This window comes from Microbacterium caowuchunii (assembly GCF_008727755.1).
GTDB lineage: Bacteria > Actinomycetota > Actinomycetes > Actinomycetales > Microbacteriaceae > Microbacterium > Microbacterium caowuchunii.
In genome coordinates this window covers 2,016,688-2,030,111 of record NZ_CP044231.1, presented here as the reverse complement: position 1 = coordinate 2,030,111, position 13,424 = coordinate 2,016,688, and the positions used below count along the sequence as shown (strand labels likewise).

Here is a 13,424-nt window from a genome sequence, read left to right as displayed (position 1 = left end):
CCTCCGGGAAGCCGGTGCTGATCGTGCACGGCACGGCCGACCGCACGCTTCCCATCGACGCCACCGCGCGCCCCTTCCACGGGCTGCTTCCCGACGCGGAGTACATCGAGATCGACGGCGCCCCGCACGGGATGCTGTGGACCCACGCCGAGGAGGTCAACGCCGCGCTCCTGCCCTTCATCCGGAACTGATGCGCTGCGAGCCCACGGGACGCTGCCGGACCGCGTCCCGTGGGCAGCGCGCTCCCGTCCCCGTCTCCCGGGGAGTTGCGCCGTGTGCCGAGCGGGAATCCTGCCCACTCGTTCGCCGTCAGGTTGTCTCACGGGGCGCGTGCGGCCAACGGTAAGCGCGCGCGAACGTGGTGGGCGCCTGGAGCACCGATGCGCAGACAGCTGATTTGAACCAGGCGGCGGCAAGCCCTGTCATGAACCTGCCGGTCGGCGTGTCCAGCGGGTCGACGCTGAGGATGATGCCCCGCCGCCGCCCGAGGCTGATGCATCGGAAGGCGTATCCGAAATCGAACGGGGTGGGTGGCTCCTTTCGGAGTGCGCGGGCGATGTTGTCGGCGGCGTGTGCACCCATCGGGATGGCGGTGGCGCAGCTCGCACGCAGATGGGGCATGCCCGTCACGCGCACCGCATCCCCGGCGCCCCAGATACCGGGCACGCTTTCCAGGGTTGGTGCGACGAGGAGCTGATCGTGTGCGCTGACTGCGAGCGAGGATTCCCGGCCGAGGCGGGAGACGTGCAGGCCGGTCGCATCCACCGCCAGAGCGTCTCCCGGCGCTTCGCTGTCGAGATGCACACCCAGGTGTTCCAGCGTGGTCCGGAGATGGTCGCGTGCTCGCTCGGGCAGCCCGTCACCCACGGGCGCGCGGCCGAGCAGATGCACCGTGAGGTCTGCTCGACGGTAGGCGAGCTCGGCGGCGAATTCGATGCCGGTCAGCCCGGCTCCGCGGACGACGACATCGGTGCCCGGTGCGGCCTCAGCGAGTCTCTCGCGTTGCATGGTTGCCGCGGCATACGAGGCGATGCTGCCCGGTGCTGCGTCGTGGCTGCCCGTGGTGACCAGAATGTGGCGTGCGCGGAGTTCGTGTCCGTCGGCGAGGCGCACCAGCCCGGGCTCGACGTGCTGGGCCAGGCTCCGGTGGTGCTCGGCGCCGTGCTTCAGCATCCGGCGCAGCGGAATCCGTATGCGTGGGGCGCCGCCTGCCGCGTACTCGTGCAGTCTGACCCGGTGGATGAAGTCTGCTTTCGGGTCGATGAGTGCGACTCGAGTGCCGCGTGGTAGCCGGTTGGCGGCGGTGATCCCGGAGTATCCGCCGCCGATGATGATCGCGTCATAGTGGTGTGACATGCATGCCCCTCCTGCTCGTGTACACCCGGTATGACCGAGCACCGCGCCGATGTGTGAGGTACTTCGCCCTATGTTGAGAGCAGATCCAGGCGGAGCGGGGCGAGGGCGGGAATGGTCGACGTCGAAAGCGAACGAGTGCGGTTGATGCGGCTCGCATACCGCATGCTCGGTAGCTGGAACGATGCCGAGGACATCGTTCAGCAGAGCTTCGAACGCTGGTATCGGCTCGACCCCGTAGAGCGTGAGCGGATCGAGAACCCTGCCGCGTGGTTCACCACGGCCGCGTCCCGCCTGTGTCTGAACCTGCTCGGCTCTGCGCCGATGCGGCGGGAACGATACGTCGGCCCGTGGCTTCCCGAACCGATCCCGGCTTATGCGACGTCGGGCGTCGAACCGTTGGATCGCGTCACGCGTGACGACTCGGTGAGTATGGCGCTCTTGGTCGCGCTGGAATCGCTCACCCCCGCGGAGCGCGTCACCTACGTGCTGCACGAAGCCTTCGGGGTGCCGTATGCCGAGATCGCAGAAATCGTCGGGCGCACGCCCGCTGCGGTGCGCCAAGCGGCGGTCTCAGCGCGGAGACACCTCGACGACGGGCGATACCGTCCTTCGGATCCCGGTGAGCACTCACGGCTCGTGGATGCGTTCCAGGAGGCATGCGAGCACGGCGACCTGGCCGGGTTGATCGCGGTGCTCGATCCGCAGGTGACCTCGATCAGCGACGGAAACGGCAGGATCGGCATCGCGCGCCAGCCGGTGGTCGGGGCTGTGAAGGTCGCGCCCTTCCTCCTCGGCATCCTGCGCCGCCCGATGCGTGGCGTGGTGATCGAGCGCACAGTGGTGAACGACGCCCCCGGATTCGCCCTCGTTCGAACCAAGCGGAAGGGACGCCGTGACGTGCTCGGCGTCATCTCGTTCCACATCGCTTCGGGGAAGATCCGCGGCATCTACTTCGCCATGAGCCCCGACAAACTCGCTGCATGGCAACCGAAACAGCTCAGCGAGCGTCGCACCTAGCGTCGCGATCCGCACGCCGCCCTGGGGCGTCATCCGCTCGGCGGCTCACCGTTCGGCTTCGGGCGTCCTCACCATCCGTCGGCGTCGGCTGAGGCGGAGCTTGTGTCATCCGACGCACTGCTGACACGCTGGCGACGTGATCGAATCCCGCGCGCAGAGTCCGAACCATCGCGCCGTCGTCGTGATCGCGTGCATCGGCACCCTCCTGGTGATCGCCTACGCGGGTCTGGCGCTCCTGCAGATCCTGGTTCTCAACCCGCTCGCCGCCGCTCCGGGAAGGTCCCTCGATCGGATCCATACCGAGATGGCTATGGCAGGGGAGTCGCTGAGCGCCCCGATGGCCATCGGCGTGCTGAGCGTCGGGGTCGCCATCGCGGTGCTCGCCTTGGTGCTTCTCGCTCGGAGCCGCGTTGCGACGCCGATCGCTGCGGTTTTCGCCTATCTGCTGATCCTTGTCTTCGGTGCGCCGGCGTACTTCGTCGCGTCCTTCGGTGCAGGCATGGGGCTGGCCGATACCTACCTGATCAGTGGCGCCGATCGCTCACCGTGGGCAGCACCGTTGTACGTCATCAGTGCGTTGGCGTTCTTCGGCGCAGCTGCGGCCGGTGGGATCGGACTTGCCCGCTCGCAACGCACGAGCAACCTGCGGCTGACGCGCTATCCCGCCGGTTGACGGGTCACCGGCGGGCGTTCACGCCGCTGGCAGGGTGTCCGGTGCGATCGGGCCGGGGACCGTGCCGGTGCGCGCCGGGCAGAATCCTGATTGAGCTCCGGCGGGGGTCGCTGGCAATCTGTCCGCTATGCAGACCCGTGTCAAGATCGCCATCGCCGGCGTGGTCGCGCTCGTCCTCGCCGGGCTCCTCGCGCTGGCCGCTCCCGTCATCCTCCCCTTCCTGCCGGAACGCGTGCAGGCCGCGGTCGGCGGGACGATCGAGACCGTGCCGGGCACGGTGAAGGAGCTGTTCGCGGCGACCGGTCTCGGTGAGCACGAGGCACGCGGCAGGGTCGTGACGCACGCCGAGGTCGATGATGAGTACGTGATCGCCGCGAAGATCTGGCCGTGGGAGCTTCCCGAAGGATGGGGCTTCCCGAAGAACCGCGGCGTCCAGGACGCGCCGGGCGCGCACTGGAACGGGATGGGCGTCGCCGGCGCGTTCTCCAAGTGGGCGAGGGCGTCCCTCGGCGCAGTGAAGGATGGCCGTCTCGCCCCGGATGCTGCGAACCGCCTGCTGGACGAGGTCGAGGACGCGACCCTCACGCTGCTCGACGCGGGCGTGCTCTCCGACCGGCGGTTCGTCTCGCAGTCCGTGACGCCGCTCCGTCCCTGACCCCCGGCGCCGCGGGTACGCGCCGCACGCAACCTTTCGTCCGGCGGAATCGGCCTTCCCGGCGGACTACAAGACCGCCACTCTCGGAGGAGTTACCGCACAAGGGGGAGCGATACCGATGACGAGCGACCGCAGAGTGATTGCACCGTGGGCCGGCGATGAGAAGATCGGCTACCTGCAGGGGGGCATCGAGACCACCGGAGGCAACATCCTCTGGTTGTCCGGGACGACGGCGACACGCGAGCGCCAGGCGCAACACGTGGGAGACATCGCTGCCCAGGCGGTGTTCGCCCTGGAGAAGACCGGGACCGCGCTTCGGGAAGCGGGATACGAATGGTCGGACGTCGTCCGGCTGAACTGGTACGTCAAGGCGAGCCACCTCGAGCAGTTCTGGGCCGTCGGCAACGACGCGGTCGGCCGTTTCCTGGGCGAGGTCGGCTGCAAGGCGGCGGGTGTCTTCCTCGCGGTGGAGAGTCTCGCCCACCCGGACATGCTCTGCGAGTTCGAGGCGACGGCCGTCAAGTGAGCCGCGTGACACGTCGCGGTGCCCGGCCGTCGGCTCCGGTGGCTGAGGGCCGATGAGTGAACGATCTTCTCGCCGATATCGAGGGTGACTTCCGCGTACGCGAAGGATGGGTCTATCTCCAATCCGCCGGTGCGGGACTCGCGTTCCCCGGAGCGGCCGACGCGGGCGGACGCTATTACCGCGATGTGGCGTTGCTCGGATGCGATGCGCAGCCGCAGTGGCGGGTCGAGGCCGACGGTGCCAAGCAGAGGTCGGCCGCGCTGCTGAACGTCCCCGCGGACGAGGTGGGCTTCTTCCGCAACACCAGTGAGGTGCTGAACCTCGCCGCGAACAGCATGACCTGGCAGTCGGGCGACGAGATCGTGGTCTTCGCTGACGACTATCCGTGCAGCCTCCTCGCGTGGACGCACGCCACGGAGCTGGGCGCGTCGCTCACCATGGTCCATCCCACCGGGCCGGATACCCGGGAGCAGGATCTCCTGGACGCGATCACCCCTCGCACGCGCGTGGTGTGCGTCTCCCATGTGCACCCGTGGACCGGGGTGACCCTCGATCTGACACGGATCGGCGCTGCCTGCCGCGACGTCGACGCTCTGTTCATGGTGGACGGCATCCAGGCTCTGGGCGCCATCCCGGTGGACCTCACGATGGTCGACGTGTACGCCGCGGGCGTCTTCAAATGGCTGATGTCGGGATTCGGGACTGCCCTGGGGGTGTTCCGGGAGCGCACCCGCGACGTGCTGACGCCGATCTTCCGGAGCTACGGGAATCCTCCGCCGAGCACCTCTCTGAGCTACGCCGCCCCCAACTTCCCCGGCCTGTACGTCCTGAACGCCACCCTCCAGTATCTCGAGGGGATCGGCTGGGAACGGATCCACGACAGGGTCCGCGCGCTCACCGGAGAACTCCTCGTCGGGCTGGAGCGGATCGGCGTCCCGGCGCTCACCCCGCCTGATCTCCGCGCGGGGATCATCGCCATCGAGACGGCCGACTCCGCCTACGTGGCGGCAGAGCTCCAGAAGCGGCGGGTGTCCGTCTCCGATCGAGCGGGCAGGACCCTGGTGTCTCCCCATTTCTACAACTCGCGCGAGGACATCGACCGCTTCCTCGAGGAGTTCCGTGACGTCGTCGCGAACCGGTGAGGCGGCGCGATGAGCCCCGCTGAGGACCCGCTCGAGCAGCGGCTGCGCCGGGACTTCCCCTACCGGGGGCAGCGGGTGTACCTGAACTCGGCCGGTGCCGGTCTGCCGTGGTCGGGCGCTCCCGCGGCCGCTGCTGCGCATTTCACCGAGATCGCGCAGTTCGGCGCGGACGCGCGGCCGGGATGGATCGAGCGGGCGGAGTCGGCCCGCACCCGCCTGGCCGGCATGCTGCATGTCCCGAGCGAGGACATCGCGTTCCTGCGCAGCACGACGGAGGTCATGAACCTCGCCGCGGCGAGCATGCCATGGGAGTCGGGCGATGAGGTGGTCTTCCCCTCCGACGACTTCCCCTCCGTCGTGCTGCCGTGGCAGCGCGCTCGTGAGTCCGGCGCCCGGATCATTCCCACGCAGATCGAGGCGGAGCAGGAGCGAACGGATGCGCTCCTGGCCGCTATGACACCGCGCACCAGGATGGTGGCCGTCACCCACGTCAACGCGACGACCGGCACGCGCGTCGATCTCACCCGGCTGGGCGAGAGATGCCGGGAGGTGGGCGCCCTCCTCGTCGTCGACGGGATCGAGGCGCTCGGCTCCATCCCCGTGGACCTGACTCCGGTGGACGTCTACGGCGCAGGGGTGTTCAAGTGGCTGATGTCGGGCTTCGGCACCGCCGTCGGCGTCTTCCGCGAGCGGGCCCGGACCATCCTGACCCCGGCGTACCGGGGATACCGCAACCCAGAGCCCGCTCCCCGGTTCGAGTACTCCGAGCCGAACTTCCCCGGGCTCGCCGTCCTCGACACGACGCTCGCGTATCTGGAGGACCTGGGATGGGACACCGTCTACGCGCGTGTCGAGACGCTCACCGCGATGGTGGCGGAAGCGGTCACCGGCCACGGCCTCCGCATCGTGACGCCCGCCGATCGCGGGGGGATCATCGCCTTCGAGCATTCCGACGCGAACGGGATCGTGGATCTGCTCCGGGAGGATGGTGTGGACGTCGTCACCAGGGGAGGGCTCGTGCGCGTCTCGCCGCACTTCTACAACACCGTCGGCGACATCCACCGCTTCGAGACAGCGCTCGCCGCCGCGCTCGCCCGGGTGGCCGCCTGACCGCCGCGCCGAGGCGCTGAGCGCGGGAGATCCCTCGCCACCGCGTGCGCATCCCGGCCGGGGAGCACGCGTGTCCTCCCCGGCCGGGCCCGCTGGTCAGTCCGACGTTGCGGATCCGGAGAACGCGGTACGCACGAGGTCCGCGATCTTCCGGAGAGTCGCGTCATCGATCTCCTCGAGGAACCACGCAGAGGGGCGCAACGTGCTGCCGGCTTCGCGTTCGACCGTGGCCTTCTCCGACAGGCCGAACGACATCACCCCGTCGTCCACGCGGAAGAACACCAGTACCGGCGTGCTGCGGCCCACGGCGTAGCCGGGCATGCCGTACCAGAGTCGTGGCTTGAGCTTCGGTCCGGCCGTCAGGATCGTTTCGTGCAGCCGGGCGCCGATCGTCGCGAACGGTTCCGGCCACTCGGCGATCTTCTCCGAGACCGCCTGCAGGTCCTTCGTCGCGTTGTCCGTCTTGGTCGTGGACATGATGTCCCACCCTTCTCTCGCGCCGCATTCGCGGCATGGTGAACACAACCGACCGGGTCGGGGTCGGTTGCGCAATCTCCACCGCGGACATGTCCTGGCCGGGGCCAGTCCTCTCCGCGAACGTGTCAGACGAGCACTTCGTCATCGACTGCGCGAGGGCACTTCGGAGTGCCGGCACTCACGATAGCAGCGCGGCACCCTGGTCCACCGTGCCCTTGACGGGGACGGCAGGGGCTGTCGCGGCGCCTGTCGCATCACGGGCGGGAAGCCGGATCCGCGACGCGGGGGATCCGAGGCTGTGCCGGTCCGCCCACATCAGGATCGCCTCGGTCACCTCGTCGAGGTGCGTCTCCAGGGCGAAGTGACCACCGTCGAGGAGGACGACGTCGGCTGCGGGGCTGTCCTTCGCGAAGGCCGACGCCCCTGCCGGGGCGAAGATCTCGTCGTTGCGCCCCCAGACGGCCAGCACGGGCACCTCCCTCTCACGGAGCCAGTCGTGGACCTTCGGATAGAGAGGAGGGTTCGTGCCGTAGTCCGCGAACAGGGCGAGTTGCGCGGCAGGGACACCGGGGCGCGCGAGGAGCGCGAGGTCGTGCTCCCACGCATCCGGATCGACGAGGGAGACATCCGGCTCACCGTGCGTGTACTGCCATTCGACGGCCTCCCTGCCGAGGGCCGGCAGCAGCGCGGCCTCGCTCGCAGCGTTGCGCTGCTCCGCATGGGTCCAGATCGGCGCCCAGAACGCGGGGACGAACCCCTCCTCGTAGGCGTTCCCGTTCTGCGAGATCACGCCGACGATCGCGCCCGGGTCGGCGAGAGCGAGACGCCAGCCGATGGGCGCGCCGTAATCCTGGACGTAGATGGCGTACCGCGTCACCCCGAGACGGGCGAGCAGGGTGCGCGTCACCTCCGCGAGCGCGTCGAAGGTGTAGTCGAACTCGTCGACCGGCGGAGCGGACGAGAACCCGAAGCCGATGTGGTCCGGGGCGATGACGTGGAATCTCTCGGCGAGCCTCGGCATGAGGTGACGGAACATGTGGGAACTCGTCGGGTACCCGTGCAGGAGGACCAGAGCCGGCGCCTCCCGTGCTCCCGCTTCGCGGTAGAAGACCGTGAGGCCGTCGATGTCGATCGACCGATGATGGACACGTGCCATGAGGATGCTCCTGGTGATCTGCCCGCCGGGGGCGGGGGAGAGGGACGGGCGCGGCGCCGGGGAGTGCCCCTGAGTGCCGATGTGCCCATCCAAAACCGTGTGGTCGGCACCGGGTCAAGCCGTGGACCCGGCATACGCGTCTACCGGACCGGGAAGTTGTCGCGGAAGAGGCCCTCGGGGTCGCGCCGCTCCTTGATCGTGCGAAGTCGTTCCAGGGTGGCGGGCGGGAAGGCCCGCGCCACGATGTCGGGTCCGGTGCGTGACTCGAAGCTGAGATAGAGGCCGGCGAACCTCTCCTCGAGGCGCGCCCACAGCTCATCGAAAGACGCGGATCGGCCCACCGCCGTGACGGAGTACCGGGCGTGGCGATGCGCGTAGGCGGTCGCCTCCGGGGCGATGTCCGCGATGGCACCGCCGACCGGACGGAGCTGGAACCAGGGCGTGCTCCCGGAGAGCAGCAGCTCTGCCGCGATTCCCGCCGTCTCCGGGCCGAGCTCGTCCAGAAGGCCGGAGCGGAAACCGGGTTCGCCCCGCCCATCGTGGGAGGTGTCGGGCGCGTTGGAGATGACGTCGGCATACGAGCCGAGCTGCACGGACTGGTCCAGCAGCGGGGCGATGGTGAGGAACGGCTGGAGCCGCTCGATGATGACCGACGTGTCCGCCGAATCGATCACGCCGTACAGTCGCGCGACCGGGGTGGTCGCGGCGCGGCTTGTACCGGCGATGAGGAACAGCGTCGTGTCGCGGGGGGAGTCCTCCGTCGCCGCGGCGTATCGCTGGAGGAGGGATGCCGCATCCGAGGCGTCGAAGACCAGCTGGACCCACGCGACCTTCCCGACCGGTGTCGCCTGGAACTCCAAGGAGACGACGATCCCGATGTTGGCGCCTGCGCCGCGCACGGCCCAGAACAGCTCCGGGTTCTCGTCCTCCGTGGCGCGCACGAGCGTGCCGTCGGCCAGGACGATCTCGGCGGCGACCATCTGGTCGATGGTCAGTCCGTGTTCGCGGCCGAGGAATCCGATGCCGCCCGCGGTGGCGAGCCCGCCCACGCCGACGCCCCCGTAGTCGCCGCTCGTGATGGCCCACCCGTGCGGTTCCAGTGCACGCGCGACGTCCTGCCAGCGGGCTCCCGGACCGACACGCACCAACCGTCGCCGTTCGTCGAGGATCTCGATGTCCCGGAGCGCGCCGAGGTCGATGACGAGCCCGCCGTCGTTCGTGCTGCGGCCGCTGACGCCGTGCCCGCCGCTGCGGACGCCCAGAGGTAGATGCCGGTGCGCGCGGGCGAAGGCGACCGCGTCCTGCACACCGGCGGTGTCTTCGGGACGGAGGACGATTCCGGGTGTGCCGCCGCGCAGGTACGTGGACCGCACCGCTCGGTAGGCGAAGTCGCCCGGCTCGATCGTCGTGTCCCTGAGGGATGCCGGCACCTCGTCGTAGGCGATGCCCTCACGCCGCGCGGCCAGTGCGCGCGATGATCGTCCCGGAGCGGCCGTGCCTCGCCGCGCCCGCTCCGCCTCGACCAGTCCGCGGACCATCGGGGCGGTCTCCTGGGCGAACCGGCTGAGCGCGTTCGGATCGTCGGAGACCACGATGAAGGTGGAGAAGCCATGGGTGAGCGCGAGTTCGGCGAGCCGCTCCGCCTCCGTGCCGTAGGGGACGTTCAGCAGGCGTCGCACCTCGGCCGGGTTCCGTCCGACGCCGCGTGCGGCATCGTCGATCCGCTCCTGCTGGGAACGGATCTCGGCGGGCTGGAGGTTGCCGAGGCTGGGGAGCCAGCCGTCGGCCTTCCTCCCGGTGAGGCGCAGCATCCTCGGCTTGAGCGCACCGATCCAGATCGGGATGTCGTGTGCCGGGGCGGGTCCTCTCTTGGCCCCCGTCACCGGGTAGTGGTCGCCGGTCGGCAGCGGTCCGCGCTCGTCGGGATCCCAGATACCGCGGATGAGATCGATCGCCTCCTCGAGCGCTTCCACGGACTGCCCGGGGGTCAAGCGCGGCACTCCCATCGCCTCGATGGCGTCCCAGAACGCTCCCGCGCCCAGGGCCAGGTCGAACCGCCCACCGGAGAGCAGGTCGAGTGACGCCGCCGCGCGGGCGAGCACGGCCGGCGGCCGCAAGGGCAGGTTGAGGACGTTCGGCGCCAGCCGGATCGTCGACGTCGCTGCCGCGGCGTAGGACAGCAGCGTCCACGTGTCCAGGAATCGCGGCTGATAGGGATGGTCCTGGAACGTCACGAGGTCGAAGCCGAGCTGCTCGCTCAGCTGGGCCAACGCCACCGGCGCCTGGGGTTGCGTGTTGGTCGGCGTGATGAAGACGCCGAACTCCAGGGCATGACCGTAATCCATGTGCCGGACTCCTTGGTTCCTGGCCTGCGGAGATGCGAGGCAATCCCAGCAGACACCCTGTTGTGGGCACATGGTCAAGGATCCGGAGCGTCGGCGCGGACGCTCGCGCAGAACCTCCTGACCACCCGGGTGAGGTCGAGTCGAGACACGTATGGCCTCACTCGCCCTCGCCACGACCGGCATGCTCGCCTTCGGAAGCCTCCTCGCCGGGTGCGCCGTCATCGACCAGGTCGCCTACAAGCGGCAGTCGGCGACGTTCGACACCAGGACGGCGCTCGCCGACAGCGGGGTGGACGCGCCGTGGGTGCCGGGCGACGCCGGCGACATCCGGGTCACGCGGACGACCGTGCCGGACGCCGTCGATGCGGCGGTGCTGCTGACCAGCACGCAGGCGCTGGATCCCGACATGTGCGTCGAAGTTCCCCGGCAGTCCGCGCTGAGCTATGCGGTCGACGACGCGCCGGACGCGTACAAAGCCGACACCGTCTTCGCCTGCGGGACGTGGAGCGTCATCCCCTCGGCGGACGGATGGTTCGGCTGGACGCCGAACAATCCTGGCGAGGCGGAGCAGTCGCCGGCCCGATGACGGCGAACCGGATGCCGGGTGGAACGTCCGTCGAGTGTCGCTCGGCCCCGGTCGGATCAGTCGCCGCCGTCGAACAGCCCGCCGTCGAGGATCCAGTTGTACCGGAGGCGGAGCGCGCGTTCGGTGCTGGCCGCGAGCGCAGCCAGCACGAGCGAGATGTTCGCCCAGGCCGGAAGCGAGAACGGCGTGGAGAAGGTGCCGATGTGCTCCGCGATGGGCGGGATCAGAGTGATCTGCTCGATGATCTGCGGCACGCCCAGAACCGCGGCGACGACGAGGATGCTCACGGACGCGATGCTGAGGGAACGGCTGAGTGCGGGCCTCGTCCGGTCCAGGCGGGCACGGCGCCCTTCGCCCGACGACGGGTCGGGCGTCAGCTGCCGCGCCGACCCGTCGTCGCGCACGTAATGACAGCGCTTCAGACCATAGGTGCTGCCCACGACCTCGATCCTCCCGCCCGGCACGGGGAACGTGGCGGGGAGCTTCATCGTCGCCTGGTGCGCCCCGTCCCGGTACAGCCGGGCGCGCACCTCCCCGTCCGGATCGCCGCCGTGCCGGACATCGACGGACCAGGTCTGTACGGCGCCGTCCCCGCCCGTGAGGCGCAGATGGAACAGGGAGCGCGAGATCAGCTGCCACGGGCGATAGGGCGGTAGCCGATGCCCGTCTCCTGGCTTCGCGGTCTCCGGTCGGGTCACTGGTTCGTCTCCCGGTTCCTCATACTCCGACGACGAAGGTGAGCGCGGCCCAGATGGACACGGTGGCGAGGGTCGTCCAGATCACGATCGCCACCGCCTGCCACAGCAGAACCCACCCGCGCGGGGTGCCGGCGCCGACGAGTATCGCCGAGGTGAACTGCGTCGGGATGGCCGCCGGGCCGAGGATGCTCGCTCCGGGCACCCCGAAGCGGACGAGCCACCGCTTGAAGCGCTGCCGGCCCTTCGACTCGGGCTTGGCCGAGACGATCTGCTCGAACGCGGCGTCGGTCTCGTCGTGATCGGATGCCGAGGACCCCCCGGCGCCTACGGTCGCGCCCACTCGGGTTCTGTCCCGGTTCACGACGGCCGTGCGGGCGCGCGAGGTGAGCATCACCACGAACAGCACGCTGAGGAAGTTGCCCGCGGCTGCAGCGACTCCGGCCACCACGGGATGGAGACCGGCGATCATGCCGATCGCGGACCCGGCTTCTCCCTCGAGGAAGGGGACCGCGCCGGCGAGCATGACGATCAGGGGTTGGACGAGCTCCGGCACCTGGGCGGCGAGCGCCTGGAGGTTCAGGACGAGGTCCTGGAACGGATTCATGATGAGGGTCTCCCTTTCGGACGGGTCGGGTTCGGTCGAATCCGGCGGTGAACCTCAGTAGAAACCGTGTTCTCGGAACAGAGTCAAGCGGTGCTGCTCAGGACCCCGGGCCGGGCTTCACGCCGGTCGATTCGTGCGCCCGCAGGCGCTCGTGAGCGAGGATCCCCGCGCGGGTGAGCACATCGATCTGGGCCGGGTTGTACAGCTCGAGCACCGCTTCGGTGAACGTCTGTCGTGCCACGTTCTCGCTCGTGGCGAGGTGCCCGGTCGGGTCGGAGAGCCACGGGTACTCGATCAGGTTCTGCGCGAGGGTGGGCGCCAGCCGCTCGGCGAGGCGCTGTCTGGTCGTCTCGTCCGCGTCAGGGGTGAGCGCGGTGATCTCGTCGCCGAGGGCGCCGGCCCCGGCATCCACCTCCACCATGCGCCGCAGATCCGCCATGACGTCCGCGTCGTACAGCTGCGAGTAGATGTGGATGATGGAACTGTCCGATTCGGACAGGCGTGACGCGACGGAGGCGAATCCCGCCGGCGCGTCGGCCGGCGCATGGTCGTGCAGGATCGCCGCGATGTCCGTACGGGCACGCTGCAGTCGTTCCATGCTCGCCGCCAGCTCCGCATCCAGCGCCCGCAGCTGGTCCGGCATGCTCCGGTCGTCCGCACGCAGCGGTCCCACCTGCGCGAGCGGAACGCCGAGATCGGCCAGTCGCCGGATCCGCAGCAGGCAGACGAGGTGAGAGACGCCGTACTTCTTGTAACCGTTGTACCTGCGCTCGGGCTCTTCGAGCAGGCCGAGCCGGTGATAGTGCCGGATCGTGTTCACGGTCGTGCCGGCCAGCTCGGCCAGCTCCCGGGTGCTCCATGCCATGGACGGGTCCTCCTCTCTCGACGTCGGCGCGCAACGCACCGACGCTGGACGTCAGTGATCCGCCGAGGCGTGCCCTCCGGCGCATGCCAACGTGGCGCTGAGCGCCGCGGCCAGGCTGATGCCCGCACCGGCGGGGTGGTCTCCTCCTCGGTCGTCGTGCGGTTCGGGGATGTTCCCGGCGGGTCTCGCGGTCGTCTGCGTGCTCATCGCTCGT

Annotated in this window: 15 protein-coding genes and 1 pseudogene; 8 read left to right on the top strand and 8 right to left on the bottom strand. The window is 69.5% G+C overall.

Annotated elements, in window-relative coordinates; all coding sequences use genetic code 11:
• Positions 1 to 11: 11 nt before the first annotated feature.
• Positions 12 to 191 (top strand): annotated as a pseudogene (locus tag F6J84_RS09765) (alpha/beta fold hydrolase); the annotation flags it as partial.
• A gap of 118 nt (positions 192 to 309) precedes the next feature.
• On the opposite strand, the gene F6J84_RS09760 reads toward F6J84_RS09765, so the two are convergent.
• Positions 310 to 1,356, bottom strand: coding sequence for an FAD-dependent oxidoreductase (locus tag F6J84_RS09760; RefSeq protein WP_150973355.1), 1,047 nt, complete (start codon positions 1,354 to 1,356; stop codon positions 310 to 312).
• A gap of 111 nt (positions 1,357 to 1,467) precedes the next feature.
• Between F6J84_RS09760 and sigJ the strand changes: the two genes are divergently transcribed.
• The 6 genes from sigJ (at position 1,468) to F6J84_RS09730 (ending at position 6,479) form a co-directional block, all read left to right on the top strand.
• Positions 1,468 to 2,373: an RNA polymerase sigma factor SigJ gene (gene sigJ, locus F6J84_RS09755; RefSeq protein ID WP_150973353.1), complete on the top strand. Its 906-nt coding sequence runs from the start codon at positions 1,468 to 1,470 to the stop codon at positions 2,371 to 2,373.
• Between the two features lie 136 nt (positions 2,374 to 2,509).
• Positions 2,510 to 3,046 carry a hypothetical protein gene (locus F6J84_RS09750; RefSeq protein ID WP_150973351.1) on the top strand — a complete coding sequence of 179 codons (537 nt, stop codon included), beginning with the start codon at positions 2,510 to 2,512 and terminating at the stop codon, positions 3,044 to 3,046.
• Between the two features lie 127 nt (positions 3,047 to 3,173).
• Positions 3,174 to 3,701, top strand: a complete 528-nt coding sequence (locus F6J84_RS09745; protein ID WP_150973349.1) for a hypothetical protein — start codon at positions 3,174 to 3,176, stop codon at positions 3,699 to 3,701.
• 118 nt (positions 3,702 to 3,819) lie between these two features.
• Positions 3,820 to 4,227 (top strand): Rid family hydrolase, encoded by a 408-nt coding sequence (locus tag F6J84_RS09740; protein ID WP_150973347.1) that lies wholly within the window; start codon positions 3,820 to 3,822, stop codon positions 4,225 to 4,227.
• A gap of 56 nt (positions 4,228 to 4,283) precedes the next feature.
• The gene (locus tag F6J84_RS09735; RefSeq protein ID WP_150973346.1) at positions 4,284 to 5,369 is read left to right on the top strand and encodes an aminotransferase class V-fold PLP-dependent enzyme; all 1,086 of its coding nucleotides are present in this window, start codon (positions 4,284 to 4,286) and stop codon (positions 5,367 to 5,369) included.
• A gap of 9 nt (positions 5,370 to 5,378) precedes the next feature.
• Positions 5,379 to 6,479 (top strand): aminotransferase class V-fold PLP-dependent enzyme, encoded by a 1,101-nt coding sequence (locus F6J84_RS09730; RefSeq protein ID WP_150973344.1) that lies wholly within the window; start codon positions 5,379 to 5,381, stop codon positions 6,477 to 6,479.
• Positions 6,480 to 6,575: 96 nt separating this feature from the next.
• Here F6J84_RS09730 and F6J84_RS09725 read toward each other — a convergent pair whose 3' ends face one another.
• The 3 genes from F6J84_RS09725 to F6J84_RS09715 form a co-directional block, all read right to left on the bottom strand.
• Positions 6,576 to 6,956, bottom strand: coding sequence for a type II toxin-antitoxin system RelE/ParE family toxin (locus tag F6J84_RS09725; RefSeq protein ID WP_150973342.1), 381 nt, complete (start codon positions 6,954 to 6,956; stop codon positions 6,576 to 6,578).
• 178 nt (positions 6,957 to 7,134) lie between these two features.
• A complete protein-coding gene (locus tag F6J84_RS09720) occupies positions 7,135 to 8,112 on the bottom strand; it encodes an alpha/beta fold hydrolase (RefSeq protein ID WP_150973340.1) in 978 nt (325 codons plus the stop codon).
• Between the two features lie 140 nt (positions 8,113 to 8,252).
• On the bottom strand, positions 8,253 to 10,457 hold the full coding sequence (locus F6J84_RS09715) for an LLM class flavin-dependent oxidoreductase (protein ID WP_150973338.1): 2,205 nt from the start codon (positions 10,455 to 10,457) through the stop codon (positions 8,253 to 8,255).
• 151 nt (positions 10,458 to 10,608) lie between these two features.
• Between F6J84_RS09715 and F6J84_RS09710 the strand changes: the two genes are divergently transcribed.
• The gene (locus F6J84_RS09710) at positions 10,609 to 11,043 is read left to right on the top strand and encodes a hypothetical protein (RefSeq protein WP_150973336.1); all 435 of its coding nucleotides are present in this window, start codon (positions 10,609 to 10,611) and stop codon (positions 11,041 to 11,043) included.
• Between the two features lie 56 nt (positions 11,044 to 11,099).
• Here the strand turns inward: F6J84_RS09710 and F6J84_RS09705 are convergent, their stop codons facing one another.
• The 4 genes from F6J84_RS09705 to F6J84_RS15505 form a co-directional block, all read right to left on the bottom strand.
• The gene (locus F6J84_RS09705) at positions 11,100 to 11,741 is read right to left on the bottom strand and encodes a hypothetical protein (RefSeq protein WP_150973334.1); all 642 of its coding nucleotides are present in this window, start codon (positions 11,739 to 11,741) and stop codon (positions 11,100 to 11,102) included.
• Positions 11,742 to 11,760: 19 nt separating this feature from the next.
• Complete coding sequence (locus F6J84_RS09700) at positions 11,761 to 12,345, bottom strand: small multidrug efflux protein (RefSeq protein WP_191905630.1); 585 nt, start codon at positions 12,343 to 12,345, stop codon at positions 11,761 to 11,763.
• A 97-nt stretch (positions 12,346 to 12,442) separates the two neighbouring features.
• Positions 12,443 to 13,210, bottom strand: coding sequence for a helix-turn-helix domain-containing protein (locus F6J84_RS09695; protein WP_150973330.1), 768 nt, complete (start codon positions 13,208 to 13,210; stop codon positions 12,443 to 12,445).
• A gap of 51 nt (positions 13,211 to 13,261) precedes the next feature.
• Positions 13,262 to 13,417, bottom strand: a complete 156-nt coding sequence (locus F6J84_RS15505; RefSeq protein ID WP_191621729.1) for a hypothetical protein — start codon at positions 13,415 to 13,417, stop codon at positions 13,262 to 13,264.
• Positions 13,418 to 13,424 lie beyond the last annotated feature (7 nt).